Origin of the sequence: Mordavella massiliensis (genome assembly GCF_016902415.1) — a bacterium.
Lineage (GTDB): Bacteria > Bacillota > Clostridia > Lachnospirales > Lachnospiraceae > Merdimonas > Merdimonas faecigallinarum.
In genome coordinates this window covers 1-16,727 of sequence record NZ_JACJLV010000004.1, presented here as the reverse complement: position 1 = coordinate 16,727, position 16,727 = coordinate 1, and the positions used below count along the sequence as shown (strand labels likewise).

The 16,727-nt window shown below is 49.1% G+C and carries 18 protein-coding genes and 3 tRNA genes; 19 read left to right on the top strand and 2 right to left on the bottom strand.

What is annotated here, in order from left to right; all coding sequences use genetic code 11:
* Nucleotides 1-47 precede the first annotated feature (47 nt).
* The 16 genes from H6A13_RS01920 (at nucleotide 48) to pdxR (ending at nucleotide 12,703) form a co-directional block, all read left to right on the top strand.
* Nucleotides 48-120: transfer RNA gene (locus H6A13_RS01920), tRNA-Val, on the top strand.
* Between the two features lie 8 nt (nucleotides 121-128).
* Nucleotides 129-202, top strand: a tRNA-Met gene (locus H6A13_RS01915).
* 157 nt (nucleotides 203-359) lie between these two features.
* Nucleotides 360-689 carry a hypothetical protein gene (locus tag H6A13_RS01910; RefSeq protein WP_204907935.1) on the top strand — a complete coding sequence of 110 codons (330 nt, stop codon included), beginning with the start codon at nucleotides 360-362 and terminating at the stop codon, nucleotides 687-689.
* A gap of 2 nt (nucleotides 690-691) precedes the next feature.
* A complete protein-coding gene (gene ispF / locus H6A13_RS01905; RefSeq protein WP_204907934.1) occupies nucleotides 692-1,240 on the top strand; it encodes a 2-C-methyl-D-erythritol 2,4-cyclodiphosphate synthase in 549 nt (182 codons plus the stop codon).
* Nucleotides 1,241-1,322: 82 nt separating this feature from the next.
* Complete coding sequence (locus H6A13_RS01900; protein WP_204907933.1) at nucleotides 1,323-2,306, top strand: GNAT family N-acetyltransferase; 984 nt, start codon at nucleotides 1,323-1,325, stop codon at nucleotides 2,304-2,306.
* 235 nt (nucleotides 2,307-2,541) lie between these two features.
* Entirely contained in the window at nucleotides 2,542-2,715 is a 174-nt protein-coding gene (locus H6A13_RS01895) for a hypothetical protein (protein WP_204907932.1), read from the top strand.
* A 1-nt stretch (nucleotide 2,716) separates the two neighbouring features.
* Nucleotides 2,717-3,004 (top strand): hypothetical protein, encoded by a 288-nt coding sequence (locus H6A13_RS01890; protein ID WP_204907931.1) that lies wholly within the window; start codon nucleotides 2,717-2,719, stop codon nucleotides 3,002-3,004.
* A 168-nt stretch (nucleotides 3,005-3,172) separates the two neighbouring features.
* Nucleotides 3,173-3,874 carry a response regulator transcription factor gene (locus tag H6A13_RS01885; RefSeq protein ID WP_204907930.1) on the top strand — a complete coding sequence of 234 codons (702 nt, stop codon included), beginning with the start codon at nucleotides 3,173-3,175 and terminating at the stop codon, nucleotides 3,872-3,874.
* Nucleotides 3,846-5,912, top strand: coding sequence for a sensor histidine kinase (locus H6A13_RS01880; protein WP_204907929.1), 2,067 nt, complete (start codon nucleotides 3,846-3,848; stop codon nucleotides 5,910-5,912). Before H6A13_RS01885 ends, H6A13_RS01880 begins: the two co-directional genes overlap by 29 nt.
* Nucleotides 5,913-6,068: 156 nt before the next feature.
* The gene (cysS, locus tag H6A13_RS01875; RefSeq protein WP_204907928.1) at nucleotides 6,069-7,475 is read left to right on the top strand and encodes a cysteine--tRNA ligase; all 1,407 of its coding nucleotides are present in this window, start codon (nucleotides 6,069-6,071) and stop codon (nucleotides 7,473-7,475) included.
* Nucleotides 7,460-7,924 (top strand): Mini-ribonuclease 3, encoded by a 465-nt coding sequence (locus H6A13_RS01870; protein WP_204907927.1) that lies wholly within the window; start codon nucleotides 7,460-7,462, stop codon nucleotides 7,922-7,924. The genes cysS and H6A13_RS01870 overlap by 16 nt, the downstream gene beginning before the upstream one ends.
* A 7-nt stretch (nucleotides 7,925-7,931) precedes the next feature.
* Nucleotides 7,932-8,687 (top strand): 23S rRNA (guanosine(2251)-2'-O)-methyltransferase RlmB, encoded by a 756-nt coding sequence (gene rlmB / locus H6A13_RS01865; protein ID WP_204907926.1) that lies wholly within the window; start codon nucleotides 7,932-7,934, stop codon nucleotides 8,685-8,687.
* Nucleotides 8,688-8,698: 11 nt separating this feature from the next.
* Nucleotides 8,699-9,310 (top strand): RNA polymerase sporulation sigma factor SigH, encoded by a 612-nt coding sequence (gene sigH / locus H6A13_RS01860; protein ID WP_207751828.1) that lies wholly within the window; start codon nucleotides 8,699-8,701, stop codon nucleotides 9,308-9,310.
* Between the two features lie 75 nt (nucleotides 9,311-9,385).
* A tRNA-Thr gene (locus tag H6A13_RS01855) sits at nucleotides 9,386-9,458 on the top strand.
* Between the two features lie 151 nt (nucleotides 9,459-9,609).
* Complete coding sequence (locus H6A13_RS01850) at nucleotides 9,610-11,277, top strand: glutamine--tRNA ligase/YqeY domain fusion protein (protein WP_204907924.1); 1,668 nt, start codon at nucleotides 9,610-9,612, stop codon at nucleotides 11,275-11,277.
* Nucleotides 11,278-11,281: 4 nt separating this feature from the next.
* Complete coding sequence (gene pdxR, locus H6A13_RS01845; RefSeq protein ID WP_204907923.1) at nucleotides 11,282-12,703, top strand: MocR-like pyridoxine biosynthesis transcription factor PdxR; 1,422 nt, start codon at nucleotides 11,282-11,284, stop codon at nucleotides 12,701-12,703.
* Nucleotides 12,704-12,744: 41 nt separating this feature from the next.
* Here pdxR and H6A13_RS01840 read toward each other — a convergent pair whose 3' ends face one another.
* Nucleotides 12,745-13,080, bottom strand: coding sequence for a hypothetical protein (locus H6A13_RS01840; RefSeq protein WP_204907922.1), 336 nt, complete (start codon nucleotides 13,078-13,080; stop codon nucleotides 12,745-12,747).
* Nucleotides 13,081-13,234: 154 nt separating this feature from the next.
* Between H6A13_RS01840 and cls the strand changes: the two genes are divergently transcribed.
* The 3 genes from cls (at nucleotide 13,235) to H6A13_RS01825 (ending at nucleotide 16,493) form a co-directional block, all read left to right on the top strand.
* Entirely contained in the window at nucleotides 13,235-14,797 is a 1,563-nt protein-coding gene (cls, locus tag H6A13_RS01835; protein ID WP_204907921.1) for a cardiolipin synthase, read from the top strand.
* Between the two features lie 72 nt (nucleotides 14,798-14,869).
* Nucleotides 14,870-16,144, top strand: coding sequence for an adenylosuccinate synthase (locus tag H6A13_RS01830; protein ID WP_204907920.1), 1,275 nt, complete (start codon nucleotides 14,870-14,872; stop codon nucleotides 16,142-16,144).
* Between the two features lie 190 nt (nucleotides 16,145-16,334).
* The gene (locus H6A13_RS01825; RefSeq protein ID WP_204907919.1) at nucleotides 16,335-16,493 is read left to right on the top strand and encodes a hypothetical protein; all 159 of its coding nucleotides are present in this window, start codon (nucleotides 16,335-16,337) and stop codon (nucleotides 16,491-16,493) included.
* Here H6A13_RS01825 and H6A13_RS01820 read toward each other — a convergent pair.
* Entirely contained in the window at nucleotides 16,463-16,681 is a 219-nt protein-coding gene (locus tag H6A13_RS01820) for a hypothetical protein (protein ID WP_204907918.1), read from the bottom strand. The genes H6A13_RS01825 and H6A13_RS01820 overlap by 31 nt on opposite strands.
* Between the last annotated feature and the right edge of the window lie 46 nt (nucleotides 16,682-16,727).

Here is a 16,727-nt window from a genome sequence, read left to right as displayed (position 1 = left end):
AATAGTATAATAGCAAAGCGGGTTCGAGATACGGACCCGCAGGATATGGGGTCTTAGCTCAGCTGGGAGAGCATCTGCCTTACAAGCAGAGGGTCATAGGTTCGAGCCCTATAGGCCCCATACCATATGGCGGGATAGCTCAGTTGGCTAGAGCACACGGTTCATACCCGTGGTGTCGCTGGTTCAAATCCAGTTCCCGCTATTTTTTATGCCCGGATAAAGAGGGGCGTCCGAAGCGATCCAGAGATTCCTTCGGATGCTCCTCTTTTGTTTTACAAAGAAAGACAAATCATGTATAATGACTGTATTGCGGATCCCGGAACTGTGCCGGGACGAAGGAGAACATGGAGGACAGACAGATGTTAGATAAAAAGACACTGACATTTCGGGTGATCGCAGGACTTGCCCTTCTTTATGTGGGCGGGAACCTGATCCTTTCATCCGTCAAAGAACAGCCGGAGCATTACGTCATCTATGCGCTGGCCGGAGCTGCATTTGCACTGCTTGGCCTGGCCTGGGGCGGACTGGCGGTGAAAAAGCTGGCAACGCATGATTACAAGGAAATGATGGATGATGACGCGGATGAGATGGAGCGAGCTCTGAAGGCGGCAGAGAAGGAAACGGCTTCTGCAGGGGAAGAAGATGCTGCAGATACCACGGACGCGGCCAAAGAAAATGAGGAGGAATAAACATGCGGATCGGAATGGGATATGATGTTCACCGGCTGGTGGAAGAACGGGATCTGATCCTGGGCGGAGTCAGGATCCCCTATGAGAAAGGACTGTTGGGCCATTCAGATGCAGATGTGCTGCTGCACGCGATTATGGACGCTCTTCTTGGCGCTGCGGCTCTGGGAGATATCGGGAGACATTTCCCGGATACAGATCCTGCCTATAAGGGTGCTTCCAGTCTGCGGCTGCTTGCCCGGGTGGGAGAACTGATCGGAGAAGAAGGATATGTGGTGGGGAATATCGACGCCACCATCATTGCCCAGAAGCCTAAAATGGCGCCTCATATTGAAGAGATGCGAAAAAACGTGGCAGAAACTCTTGGCATAGACATTTCCCAGGTAAATATTAAGGCGACTACGGAAGAAGGCCTTGGCTTTACCGGAACCGGAGAAGGGATATCCTCTCAGGCTGTGGCAGCGCTGGAATCGATCCGGGACGTCAGCTTTCTGGCCGCTGACAGTGAAGAAGGATGCCAGGGATGCGCCCGTTGTCCCGGACATGCGCATTAGATGCGGCTGCCGGGAAGGGAAATGCCGGAAATGCCAGATCCGGGCAGGCCATGATTAGAAAAGGAAAGAGGCGGACGAATAGATGCAGGTGCGAAGATTAAGTCCAGAGGAACACATCCTGACCAGGCCTCTCTATGAAGAGGCATTTTCAGAAGACAGCCAGGAGTTTGTGGATTACTATTATACAGAAAAGACGGCGGATAATCAGATCTATGTGCTGGAAGAAGACGGTGTGATCTCCTCTATGGCACATCTGAATCCTTATACGCTGGCAGTGAACGGAAATGAAAAGAAGGCGCACTATATTGTCGCTGTGGCGACAAAAGAGGACTGCAGGAGACGGGGTTATATGGCGGCAGTATTAAAGAAAGCGCTTCGGGATCTGTATCAGGCAGGTGAGATCTTCACATTTCTGATGCCAGCTTCCGAGCAGATTTACGAGCCTTTTGATTTCCGGACTGTTCTGGAACAGGAAAGACCTTATGTTGACAGCGTGGAAGGCTGGATGCAGGTAAAGGAAGCGGATTGCCAGGCTCTTGCGGATGCGGCAGACAGGTATCTGCAGCAGAAGTATCAGGTATATGCCGTCCGTGACGCGAAGTATTATCACCGGATGCTGCGAGAGTATGAAAGCGATGGCGGCAAGCTGCTGATAAAGAAAGCGGAAGATGGGACGGTAAAGGATTTTGCTATCTGGGTGCCGGAGCCGGAAGAGAAAAAGCCAAAGATCATGATCCGGATCCTGGATGTGCGCCGGATGCTGATGTCCCTTCGCTTAAACTATCTGACCGGCGTGTGTTTTACCGTGACCGATCCCCTGATCGAAGAAAATAACCGCTGCCTGGTGCTGACAGGCACAGAATTTTCCGGTATCATGCTGATGGATGCAAAGCTGGAGAACAGTGAAGGAATTTTACCGATCCGGGCGCTGACGGATCTGATATTCGGCGTGAAGACGCCGGAAGAACTGCGGAAGACGCCCGGTGTGGAGATGACAGACCGGATGGAAGAAGAACTGAAAAAGATTATTCCGTTGTCCGGAATGTATCTGAATGAAGTGGTATAAAAATAGAAGAGGAATAAGAATGCGCCGTGGCAAAAGCCACGGCGTTTTTTTGTACGTATGAAAAATCTACAGGTGATTAACAAGATAATCCTCTTGATATCCGGGTGGTTTTGTATAGTGTGGTTATCTGGGATATTTTTGGCGAAATGCCATACTTCATTATCTACATCGTAATCTTTACATTTCGTTTTGGGAATGCTATACTTGAGAAAACAAATCGGAAGGGAGGATTGTCATGAACTACGCTTGCATATCAGATCAACCTTTTGTTACAACGAAAGATTTAAGTAAGAGAAAGCCGCTTTCTGAAGAGGCGAGAGCGCGGAGAGAGTTTATTCGCGGACATCAGTTTGAAATTGATACGAATCCTTCCACCCAGGAGGCAGAGCTAAAAGTTTTTAAGGAGTAAAATGAAGCAAAAGATTGTAGTTGTTCTTTATGATGCCAGTTATCAAAAGCTGGCATCGTCTTTCCATTCTGGTAATGATTATCTTGATCGATTCTTACAAATTCCCGATTCTTTAAATGATAACATAGGAAAAACTTACATATTGATATTTGAAGATGAGAAGACAATTATTGGCTATTTTAATCTTGGTGTTGGGTATATAGAGCAGGCAACTGATGGAATAACAGTAAGAAAAATAGGAGGGGCTATACACATTAATTGTCTTGCACTGGATGAATTTTTCAATTGAAGAGTCAGAAGACGGGTGTATTCAAATGTATTATGCGATTGATGTTGAATGATGTATCCATTAGAAAAACCTGGCATCTTTTTCTTTAGAATTTCTTTCGAAATATGTCTTTACGTTCTTTAGAAATATAAGCTATGCTTATACACAAGAAGACAAGGAGGTGGGGATATGGATCATATACTGGTGGCGGAAGACGATAAAGAGATCCGCCAGGGGATCGAGATCTATCTAAAGAGCCAGGGCTATCAGGTGTTTCAGGCAGCAGACGGGATCGAGGGCCTTGAGATCGCGGAGAAAGAAAAGATCCACCTGGCCATCGTGGATGTGATGATGCCCCGGATGGACGGGATCCGGATGACGGAAAAGCTGCGGGAGAAATATGATTTCCCGATTATCTTTTTATCGGCTAAATCAGAAGAGGTGGACAAGATTCTGGGGCTTAACATCGGGGCCGACGATTATGTAACCAAACCGTTTCAGCCCATGGAACTTCTGGCAAGGGTAAATTCCCAGCTTCGCCGGTATAAACGGTTTCTGGAGAAGCTGGATCAGAATGCAAAAAGCGAGAATATCCATGTGGTCGGAGGACTGGAGCTGAATGAGGACGCGGTGACCGTGAGCGTGGACGGCGAGCCGGTGAAGGTGACGCCTACGGAATACAAGATCCTGCTGCTTTTGATGAAACACCCGGGGAGAGTGTTTTCCGCCGAAGAGATTTATGAATGGGTCTGGCAGGAGAGGGCTGTCAGCACAGACACCATTATGGTACATGTAAGAAATATTCGGGAAAAGATTGAGATCAACCCGAAGGAACCGAAATATTTGAAGGTGGTGTGGGGAGTTGGATACAAGATTGAAAAACAGACATAAGATGGCAGTGGTTCTGATCGTGGCAACGATCGTGCTGCTGGCGTATCATATCACATCTTATTATGGCATTTATAATCAGATGATGAAAGAGAATCAGGAAGAGACGGAAAAACAGATGCTGTTATCGGAAGATTTTCTGGGACAGTTTCTGCAGGCCTCCTGGATCCTTTATGAAAGGGAAGACGAAGACCGCCCGAATGGGGACGGCCTGAGGGGAGGAAGCTTTCTCCCGGCAGAGATCCAGAATGAGTATGAGACCTTTTATCCCTATCTGGAATATGTGATGAAGGACCGGAAGGGAGAAGTGATGGCCACCAGCCTGGGAAACAGCAGCGGGGACTTTGATCATTACCGGATCACCACGTATGCGGTGGGCCTGACGCTTGTCTACGATCAGAATGGGGAGGCGGATGTGGAGATTGCGACAAGGGAGCATAAGTCAGAGCTTGAGAGAGGGTTCCGTGAGGTTTTGAACCGGCTGGAAAATGGATCTTACCGCGGGTATACAAAGGAAGATCTGTATTACGCGATGCCGGAAGACTGCTCGTTTACGTTTGCCATGTCAGAGGAGAATCTGCAGACCTATCTGAGCGAAATCTTTTACATGGACAGCGATCAGCTTCCAAAAGCGGCGGTGTCTCACATCCTGATCCTGACGGCGGTGGCGGCTCTGGCCGCGTGTCTCTATCCGTTAATCCGCTCTTTTGGAACAGGGGAAGAAAAAGTGTTCTTTGCCCCTCTGGAAGCGGTAGCGGCCGGGACAGCTGTTGTGGCCATCGGGGTATGGGTGAATGCCGGAAGGATGATCTGGCAAAGCGAAGGAAGGACCGGGATCCTGGATCTGGCCGTCTGGGCTCTGTATGCCGGAGTTATTTACTGGTGCGCAGGAAATGTAAGGAATCTGATCCGTTTCCGGTCCAAAGCGTACGTCCGGGAACACAGCCTGTTCTTTGCCCCGGAGAGCCGCGTGCGGGCGGGGATCCAAAAAGCCAGGCAGACAACGGGAGATTCTATCCGCAAAGCCTATCAGTCGGTTTCGGATCTGAAGCTTTCGGATATCACCAACCGGCAGGTTCTGGAGGTGGTGGGCGTCAACTTTGTGATCCTGACCGTGATCTGCTGTACCTGGTATTACGGGATCATTTTACTGGTGCTTTATTCGATCCTTCTGTTTTACTTCCTGGAAAAATATCTGAATGAGATCCGGGAAAAATACGACCGGATGCTCGATTCGGTGAATGCGATCGCAGATGGAAGCCTGAAGACAGAGATCCCGGAGGAGACCGGCGTTTTTGCACCTGTGGCGGAAGGCCTGGAGAAGATCCGGCAGGGCTTTGACAAGGCAGTGGAGGAAGAGGTGAAGAGCCAGAAGATGAAGACGGAGCTGATCACCAATGTGTCCCATGACCTGAAGACTCCGCTGACTGCGATCATCACCTATGTGGATCTTTTAAAGAAGGAAGAAGATACGGAAAAGCAAAAGGAATATGTCCAGGTGCTGGAAAGCAAATCCCAGAGGCTGAAGGTGCTGATCGAGGATCTTTTTGAAGTGAGCAAAGCCAGTACGGATAATGTGAAACTGGAACTCATGGATGTAGATATCGTGAATCTGCTAAAGCAGGTGAAACTGGAACTGGAAGATAAGATCAAAGACGCGGATCTGGAATTCAAATGTACCTTTCCGGAAGAGAAACTGATTGTCCGGCTGGACAGTCAGAAAACCTATCGGATCTTTGAGAATCTTCTTATGAATATCGTGAAATATGCCCTTCCTCATACACGGGTCTATGTGGAGATCGAGAAGCAGGAAAAAGCGGCGGTGATCCGGATGAAAAATGTATCTGCGCAGGAGCTGAATTTTCACGGACAGGACATCACGGACCGCTTCGTCAGGGGGGATATGTCCAGAAACACAGAAGGCTCCGGCCTTGGCCTTGCCATCGTAAAAAGCTTTACGGAACTTCAGGGAGGGGAGTTTCTGATAGACACGGACGGAGACCTCTTTAAAGCGGAGGTCAGGTTTCCAGATCCGTGTTGACAAATCGGGGATTTTCACATATGATAGAACCGATATGACAAAGACGTGGAATGGCGGATATACTTCGTCTCTTGCATGCAGGAGACGAAGTATTTTGTTATCAGGCAAAGGATCCAATAGACCGCGAGAAATAGAAAAAGGCAAGGAGGACGGCAAATGAAACTTTACAACACCCTTTCAAAGCAAAAAGAAGAGTTTGTACCCCTGGAAGAGGGAAAGGTCAGGATGTACGTCTGCGGACCGACCGTTTATAATTTCATCCATATCGGGAACGCCAGACCTATGATCGTATTTGATACGGTGCGCCGGTATTTTGAATACAAGGGATATGATGTGAATTATGTTTCCAATTTCACGGATGTGGACGACAAGATCATCAAAAAGGCGATCGAGGAAGGCGTGACTGCGGACGAGATCTCCAAGCGGTATATTGCGGAGTGCAAAAAGGATATGGAAGGCATGAACATCAAGCCAGCCACAAAGCACCCGCTGGCAACAGAGGAGATCTGCGGCATGGTGGACATGATCCAGACGCTGATCGATAAGGGCTATGCTTATGAGAAGAACGGAACGGTTTACTACCGTACCAGAAAGTTCCAGGATTACGGCAAGCTGTCCCACAAGAATCTGGATGATCTCCGTTCCGGAGAGCGTTCTCTTCTGGTGACCGGAGAGGATGAAAAGGAAGATCCGCTGGATTTTGTGCTCTGGAAACCGAAAAAAGAAGGAGAGCCTTTCTGGGAGTCTCCCTGGTCCGAGGGCCGTCCGGGCTGGCATATTGAGTGCTCAGAGATGTCCAAGAAATACCTGGGCGAGCAGATCGATATCCATGCAGGCGGAGAGGATCTGGTATTCCCTCATCACGAGAACGAGATCGCGCAGAGCGAGGCCGCTAACGGCAAAGAATTTGCGAAATACTGGATGCACAATGCATTCCTGAATATTGATAATAAGAAGATGAGCAAGTCTCTCGGCAATTTCCGCACGGTGCGGGAGATCAGCGAGCAGTACGATCTGCAGGTGCTCCGTTTCTTTATGTTAAGCGCCCACTACAGAAGCCCCTTAAATTTCAGCGCGGATCTGATGGAGGCTTCGAAAAATGGTCTGGAGCGTATCGTCAATGCGGCGGAGAATCTGAAGTACAAGAGGAAAAATGCAAAGACAGAGGCCATGACAGAGGAAGAAAAGAGCGCATATGCCCAGACAGAAGAATTCGTAAAAGAGTTTGAAGACGCCATGGATGACGACTTTAATACGGCCGATGCGGTGGCAGCAGTCTTTGATCTGGTAAAATATCTGAATACCAATACTTCAGAGGAAAGCTCCGGGGAATATCTGGACGCCCTTCTGAAACGTCTGGTGACGCTGACGGATGTGCTGGGCCTGATCGTGGATAAGAAAGAAGAAATGCTGGCAGAAGATATTGAAAAGATGATCGAAGAGCGTCAGGCGGCCAGAAAGGCAAAGGATTTTGCAAAAGCAGACGCGATCCGGGATGAACTTCTCTCCAGGGGCATTATTCTGGAGGATACCCGGGAAGGAGTAAAATGGAAAAAGGCTTAGAGTGGCAGTTTGATTCATATCTGCAGGAAATCTTTCAGTTAAAAGAGGTGGATGTCCAGGAATATTCACCTCTTACACTGGCCTATATCGGGGACGGCATCTATGACCTGGTGATCCGTACGCTGGTGATCAACAGAGGCAACAAACAGGTGCAGAAACTTCACCAAGAGACCAGCGCCCTGGTGCAGGCGTCCGCGCAGTCGCGGATGATGCGTGTTCTCCAGGAGAAGCTTACCGAAGAAGAACACGCAGTCTATAAAAGAGGAAGAAACGCGAAAAGCGTTTCCCCTGCCAAAAACCAGTCGGTGACAGATTACCGCAGGGCAACCGGTTTTGAAGCGCTGATGGGGTATCTGTATCTGAAAAAAGACTGGAAGCGGATGCTGGAACTGATCCGTGACGGATTAGAAAGTCTGGAAGAGGAAGACGATAGATTGACAAAGGAATGAAGGTCGTATGCAGGAAGAAAAGAAAGTAAATGAAAACAGGATCGAGGGAAGAAATGTGGTGCTGGAGGCGTTCCGCTCCGGGAAAACCGTAGACAGGCTCTATGTGCTGGACGGATGCAAGGACGGGCCGGTGCAGTCTATTATAAGAGAAGCCAGAAAGCAGGACACCATGATCCAGTTCGTGAGCAAAGAACGGTTAAATCAGCTGTCTGAAAGCGGGAAGCACCAGGGCGTGATCGCAGTCACTGCTTCCTATCATTATTCTACCGTAGAGGATATGCTGGAGCTTGCCAGAGAAAAAGGCGAGGATCCTTTTTTGATCCTGCTGGATAACATGGAAGATCCCCACAATCTGGGAGCCATTATCCGTACCGCCAATCAGGCGGGAGCACACGGCGTGATCATTCCCAAAAGACGGGCGGTGGGACTTACCGCTGTGGTGGCAAGGACTTCAGCAGGAGCACTTCACTATACGCCGGTGGCAAAGGTGACCAATCTGGTAAAGACCATGGAAGAATTAAAGGAAAAAGGATTGTGGTTTGTCTGCGCCGATATGGACGGCACGCAGATGTATGACCTGAATCTGAAAGGACCCATCGGACTGGTGATCGGAAGCGAGGGAGAAGGCGTCGGCCGTCTGGTAAAAGAGAACTGCGACTTTACGGCATCCATTCCCATGAAAGGAGATATCGATTCTCTGAACGCTTCTGTGGCGGCCGGTATTCTGGCCTATGAGATCGTAAGACAGAGACTGAAAGGATAGTCGGGAGGCGCATGGTGGCAAAGTATGAGCAGATGACAGATGAAGAACTGATCCGCAGATACAGGGAGGGAGATAAAGCCGCCCTGGATCACATCATGGAAAAATATAAGGATCAGGTGCGTAAAGAAGCCAATGCCATGTACCTTCTGGGAGGGGAAAACGAAGATCTGATCCAGGAAGGGATGATCGGTCTGTTTAAGGCGGTGCAGGATTATGACGGAAAGCAGGAAGCCTCCTTTTTCAGTTTTTCCAGACTCTGCATCACCAGACAGATGTATTCAGCCATTGCGGCCTCCAGGAGAAAAAAGCATTCTCCTTTAAATTCCTATGTTTCTTTTTATGAGGATGATGAGGAGAAAACGCCGCTCATTGATACCATCACCGCCAGGCAGGAGACGAATCCGGAAGAGATCTTTCTTAGCCGGGAATATGCGCAGCAGCTGGAAGCCAGATTGGAAGAATCGTTAAGCGACCTGGAAAAAAGGGTGCTGTATCTGCATCTGAGAGGCACGGATTATAAAACCATTGCAAAGCTTCTGGATAAAAGCCCCAAGACCGTGGACAACGCACTCCAGAGAATCAAGGCAAAGACCCAGAAGATCCTGGAGAAAGAAAAAGAGTAAAAATCCCAAATTTATTATTGACAAACCAGTACAACATATTGTATATTATCAATGTTGCATATGACTGATATGCGTGCTGCCGTGGCTCAGTCGGTAGAGCGTCGCCTTGGTAAGGCGGAGGTCGGCGGTTCGATTCCGCTCGGCAGCTTAGACTCCCTTTTTTGGGAGTTTTTTTATTATCTGATGCGGATCAGGGGGCCAGAGTTGTTCCGGCCCTTTCGTGCTTAAGAGAACGGCTTGTTTCACCAAAACATTTATGATAAGATAAGGTACAGTGATGTTAGACGAGGAGGAAAAACATGGCAGAAGAAGCAGTTTCCAGGAATTTTATCGAACAGGAAATAGACAAAGATCTGGCAGAAGGAGTGTATACAGAAGTCTGCACCAGATTCCCGCCCGAACCCAACGGATATCTCCACATCGGGCACGCCAAGTCCATTCTGTTAAACTATGGACTGGCTGAAAAATACAACGGCACCTTCCATCTGAGATTTGACGATACCAATCCGACCAAAGAGGATATGGAGTTCGTAGAATCCATCAAAGAAGATGTAAAGTGGCTGGGGGCAGACTGGAAGGATCACCTTTATTTTGCTTCCGATTATTTTGATATCATGTATGAGTGCGCGGTAAAGCTGATCAAAAAGGGCAAGGCCTTTGTCTGCGACCTTTCCGCAGAAGAGATGCGGGAATATAGAGGCACGCTTACCGAGCCCGGCAAGAACAGTCCTTACAGGGACCGTTCCGTAGAGGAGAACCTGCGCTTATTTGAAGAAATGAAGGAAGGAAAATATCAGGACGGAGAAAAGGTTCTGCGGGCGAAGATCGACATGGCTTCTCCCAATATCAATATGAGAGATCCGGTCATTTACCGGGTGGCGCATATGACACACCACAATACCGGCGACAAATGGTGCATTTATCCCATGTATGATTTTGCTCATCCCATCGAAGATGCGGTGGAAAAGATCACCCATTCTATCTGTACGCTGGAGTTTGAAGACCACAGGCCGCTCTATGACTGGGTGGTAAGAGAGTGCGAGTTTGATCCGGCGCCCAGACAGATTGAGTTTGCCAAACTGTACCTGACCAATGTGGTGACAGGAAAGCGCTATATCAAGAAACTGGTGATGGACGGCATTGTAGACGGCTGGGACGATCCCAGGCTGGTATCCATCGCCGCTTTAAGACGCCGGGGATTTACACCGGAGTCCATCAAGATGTTCGTGGAACTGTGCGGTGTGTCCAAGAGCCAGAGCTCTGTGGATTATGCTATGCTGGAATATTGTATCCGCGAGGATCTGAAGCTGAAGAAGCCAAGAATGATGGCAATCCTGGATCCCATTAAGCTGGTGATCGACAATTATCCGGAAGGCGAGATCGAATACCTGGATGCGGACAACAATCTGGAGAATCCGGAACTGGGCACCCGTAAGCTTCCCTTCGGAAGAGAATTGTATATTGAGAGAGAAGATTTTATGATCGAACCTCCGAAGAAATATTTCCGTCTGTTCCCGGGCAATGAAGTGCGTCTGATGAACGCATATTTTGTCAGATGCGAAAGCTATGAGACAGATGAAAACGGCAATGTGACGGTGGTACACGGCACCTACGATCCGGAAACCAAGTGCGGCACCGGATTTACCGGAAGAAAGGTAAAAGGAACGATCCACTGGGTAGAGGCTTCCCATGCCAGACAGGCAGAGATCCGTCTCTATGAGAACCTGGTGGATGAAGAAAAGGGTGTGTATAATAAAGAAGACGGTTCTCTGAACCTGAATCCAAACTCCCTGGAAGTGCGGAAAAACTGCTTCGTGGAAGACAGCTTTGGAGAGGCTCTGGCAGGCGACAGCTTCCAGTTTGTACGGAACGGTTATTTCTGTATTGATTCTAAGGATTCCACACCGGAAAATCTGGTATTTAACCGGATCGTTTCATTAAAGAGCTCATTTAAGCTGCCAAAATAAGAGTATGAACGAATTGACCATCAGCCTGAAAACAGACAGTAAGGTTCCATTGTATGAACAGATCTATGCATATATCCGGGGCGATATCCGCAGCGGCAGGATCCCCTGCGGGGAAAAACTGCCTTCGACCCGGGCCCTTTCCAGACATCTGGAGGTGAGCAGAAGTACAGTGGAGCTGGCCTATGAGCAGCTTCTGTCAGAAGGGTATCTGGAATCAGAGCCCTGCAGAGGCTACTTTGCGGCCCGGATCGATGACCTGTATCGTCTGGACCGGCCGGGGCGTCTGGAACGCCGGGAGCAGGAGCCAGAAAAGGCTCCGGAATCCTGCGAAGAAAAGGAGAACTATCTTTTTGATTTTACGCCGAACGGCGTGGATGTGGACAGTTTCCCTTATAATGTGTGGAGAAAGCTGTCAAAAGACATCCTGAAGGATAACCGGACGGAACTGTTCCGGACCGGGGATTCCAAAGGAGAAGAGGGATTCCGCAGGGCGATCGCCAGTTATCTCTACCAGGCAAGAGGCGTGGAATGCAGGCCGGAGCAGATCATCATCGGCGCAGGCAATGATTATATGCTTATGCTGCTTGGGACGATTCTGGGACCGGACAGAAAGCTTGCCTTTGAAGATCCGACTTATATGCAGGCCTGCCGTCTGTTTGAATGCCTTTCATACGAGACCGTTCCGGTGTCCATGGATAAAAGTGGCATGCGGGTGGACAGACTGGCTCTGACTGACGCGGACATTGCGTATGTGACGCCGTCCCATCAGTATCCCACCGGGATCGTGATGCCTGTGGGCCGCCGGCAGGAGCTTTTAAAATGGGCCGATCAGGCGGAGAACAGATATATCATTGAAGACGACTATGACAGCGAGTTCCGTTATAAAGGAAAGCCGATCCCTGCGCTGCAGGGAATGGACGCCCATGGGAAAGTCATTTACCTGGGCACCTTTTCCCGGTCCGTGGCGCCGGCCATCCGGCTCAGCTATATGGTGCTGCCTGCGTCGCTTCTGGACATCTATGAAAAGAAAAACCGGTTCATTCATTCCACGGTGTCCAAGGTGGACCAGAGGATTATGGAGCGGTTTCTGGAAGAAGGCTATTATGAACGGCATCTGAATAAGATGCGTGCGCTGTACAGGGGGCGTCACGACGCCCTGATCGAGGCGCTGAAACCCTTATCCGGGATCTGCCGGATCTCGGGAGAACATGCGGGAGTGCATCTCCTGCTTCATTTCGGGAAAGAAATCAGCGAAGAGGAGAGGATCCTTCAGGCAAAAGAGGCCGGGATCCGTGTCTACGGCCTGTCTGATTACCGGATCCGTCCCGCAGGCGGCGAGGAGCCGGCTATCCTGCTTGGATATGCAAATCTGACAGAAGAAGAGATCAAAAAAGCGGTGGAACTTCTGATCCGCTTCTGGCAATAAGAAAAACCTGTCTCGTATAAGGGACAGGTTTTCTTAAGGTCTTATTCGGACGTTTTTTCTGATGTTTCTTCTGATGTTTCCTCGGAGGCTTCCGGTTCTTCGGCCGGTTCCTCTCCAGCCGCTTCTTCTTCCGGTTCTTCGGATGCTTCTCCTGCAGGAGCTTCTTCTCCGGCGTCATCGGCCTTGGGCGTCAGGGGTACATATTCCCGGTCGCCGACAGGCTTTAAGTCGCTGTCGAGATCAAAATCATCGTCCTCGAAGTCATCTTCCAGATCCTCGTCGCGGCCCTTGTAGATTTTCTTAAAATAATAGATAAGTCCGGCGGCTGCACTGCCTATAGCTGCCAGGCTTAACAGGCGTTTTACCCACTTCGTCATATTGATGGACTCCTTTCGTTCGTTCTATATCCTTTATCATAACACATATTGTATCATTTTTCCGCAAAAATCAAAAGAAAATACCTGTAAGTTGAGAAGAAGTCTAAAGTATGTTACACTGTACCCGTGTAACAGATAAAGGAGAGTTATTTGTATGAACCAACAACCGCAGACAAGTACAGCTAAAAAAGGTCTGTTCCGCATCGTATTCAGCAGAACCGGGATCATCCTGCTTCTTCTGGCGGCGCAGATCGCGCTTATGTTCGGCACCATCTATTATCTGCATGAATATATCCATTATGTATATGGAACTCTGGTAATCCTGCAGGTCATCGCACTGATCTATCTGATCAATGCCGAGGGGAACCCTGCGTTTAAAATGACCTGGATGCTGTGCATCCTGGCGTTTCCTTTGTTCGGCGTGGTCTTTTACATCTTTGTAAAGATGCAGCTGGGGACCCGCTATATGCGGGACCGGCTGGCAGCCTTAAAGATCGAGACGGATCCCTATATGACCCAGGATCCGGACGTGATCGAAGCCATCTGGGCCAGCAAATCAGCCAACGCCAATCTGGCTTACTACCTGTCAGATAAGCTGGGATTTCCGACTTACCGGAATACGGACGTCAAATATTTCCCTCTGGGAGAGTACAAATTTAAGGCTCTGGTACAGGAACTCCAGAAGGCGAAGAAATTCATTTTCATGGAATATTTCATCGTAGAAAAGGGATATATGTGGGGCACGATCCTGAAGATCCTGCGCCAGAAAGTAGAAGAAGGCGTGGAAGTCCGGTTTATGTACGACGGAATGTGCGCCATCTCCATGCTGCCTTACCGGTATCCGGCGCAGCTGAGACGCTACGGTATCAAGTGTAAGATGGCAAATAAAGTGCGTCCCTTCCTGTCTACGACCCAGAACAACCGGGATCACCGCAAGATCTGCGTCATCGACGGCAAAGTGGGATTCACAGGCGGGATCAATCTGGGGGACGAGTATATCAACCGCAAGGTAAGATTCGGCCACTGGAAGGACACGGCCGTGATGCTGCGAGGAGACGCGGTACAGAGCCTGACCATGATCTTTCTGCAGATGTGGAACGCGGACGTCAGGAAGAATGAGGATTACAGCCGGTATCTGACGCCGAAGAGGAAAGGCTTAAAAAGAGAGCTGGGTTATGTGATCCCTTATGCGGACAGCCCCTTTGACAATGAAAATGTGGGAGAAGAAGTGTATTTCCACATCCTTAATCATGCGAAAAAGTACGTCCACATCATGACGCCGTACCTGATCCTGGACCATGAGATGCTGAACACCTTAAAACGGGCGGCAAAGAGCGGGATCGAAGTGATCATTATCATGCCGCACATCCCGGATAAATGGTATGCGTTTGCCGTGGCCAAGACCTATTACAAAGAGCTGATCGAAGGCGGCGTGCAGATTTATGAATACCGGCCCGGATTCGTCCATGCCAAGGTATTTGTTTCCGATGACGATACAGCAACGGTGGGAACCATCAACCTGGATTACCGGAGTCTGTACCTGCATTTTGAAAATGGTGTATTTATTTATAATAATTCCGAGATCGACCGGATCGAGCGGGACTTCCAGCAGACTCTGGCAAGATGCCACAAGGTGACGCTGATAGAGGTCCGCAGGCGGACGATGCTGACCAAACTTATCGGGCAGGTATTGCGATTGTTCGCTCCGTTGATGTAGACAGAAAAACGAAATTGTAGTATAATGCTAAAGTGGCTTTGAAAGTCAGTTTATCACACAGGAGGAATGGATATGGTTAAAGCGGTAGTAGGCGCGAACTGGGGAGATGAAGGAAAGGGAAAGATAACAGATATGCTGGCCGAGAAGGCGGATATCATCATCCGTTTTCAGGGCGGGGCAAATGCCGGCCATACGATCGTCAACGATTATGGCAAATTTGCGCTGCATACACTGCCTTCCGGTGTCTTTTACGGGCATACCACAAATATTATCGGCAATGGAGTTGCCCTGGATATCCCGGTATTATTTAACGAGATCAAGTCTATCGTGGACAGAGGCGTGCCGGCGCCGAAGATCCTGGTATCAGACCGGGCGCAGATCGTGATGTCTTATCACAAAATGTTCGATGCATATGAGGAGGAACGTCTGGGAGGAAAATCCTTTGGCTCCACCAAATCAGGCATCGCTCCGTTTTATTCAGACAAATATGCCAAGATCGGCTTCCAGGTCAGCGAGCTGTTTGATGATGACCTGTTAAAAGAAAAGGTCGTAAGAGTGGCAGAGCAGAAAAATGTCATGCTGGAGCATCTCTACCACAAACCAGCCATTTCACCGGATGATTTATATAAAGAATTAAAAGAATATAAAGAGATGGTCGCACCTTATGTGTGCGATACCGCCCTTTATCTGCATAATGCATTAAAGGAAGGAAAGGAGATCCTTCTGGAGGGACAGCTTGGAACCCTGAAGGATCCGGATCACGGTATCTATCCGATGGTGACCTCTTCCTCTACACTGGCGGCATACGGCGCGATCGGCGCAGGACTTCCGCCTTATGAGATCAAGAAAGTGATCACCGTGTGCAAGGCATATTCCAGCGCAGTAGGCGCGGGCGCTTTTGTCAGTGAGATCTTTGGCGACGAGGCGGATGAGCTCAGACGCCGGGGAGGAGACGGCGGAGAGTTCGGCGCAACCACCGGACGCCCGAGAAGAATGGGCTGGTTTGATTGCGTGGCTTCCAAGTACGGATGCCGGATGCAGGGGACCACAGACGTGGCCTTCACTGTTCTGGATGTGCTGGGTTATCTGGATGAGATCCCGGTATGTGTCGGATATGAGATCGATGGAGAAGTGACCACAGACTTCCCGACCACCCACCTTCTGGAGAAGGCAAAGCCGGTGCTGAAAAAGCTGCCGGGATGGAAATGCGATATCCGCGGTGTCCGCAAGTACGAAGAACTTCCGGAAAACTGCAGAAATTATATCGAGTTCGTGGAAAAAGAGATCGGTTATCCGATCACCATGGTTTCCAACGGACCGGGCAGAAACGATATTATATACCGTTAGAAAAAGGGCAGGTGCGAAAAGCGCCTGCTTTTTCTGTGTCATAAAATTTTAAGAAAAATCTCAGGAAAAATTTCGCATATCGACATCAGATGGTCACAGATCATGCATAGAATAAGATATGCGCCAATATAATAGTAATGTTGGAGCAAAGGGGGTAAGAGTATAAATGAAATGAAAAGGAGGGATCCATATGTACAGCAGAAAACAGGAACGGACAGAAGCGGATGTTCTGTCTATCGAGGAATATCTGGACAAAAGAAAAGCCCGGAAGGGAACGAAAGACCCGGACATGCCGGATGAAGTGATTCCCTTTGAACTTTATCTTTCTTCGTCATTTTCCCTGTCATGAGACAGGAGACGGTATACCAGCAGATAGCCGTAGAGGAGTACGGGGATCAGGATCGTGCAGGCGATGGAGACCATCAGAAGGTCTTTTGCCGCCGGATGGTCGATCAGGGCGAAGACCAGGGTGCATAGATACATCAGGATAAGAACCACGGCTCCGGCAAGGGCAAGTATACGTTTTCCTTTTTTCATGTGAATCATCCTTTACATCTGAATTAGACTTTAGTATATTATATAG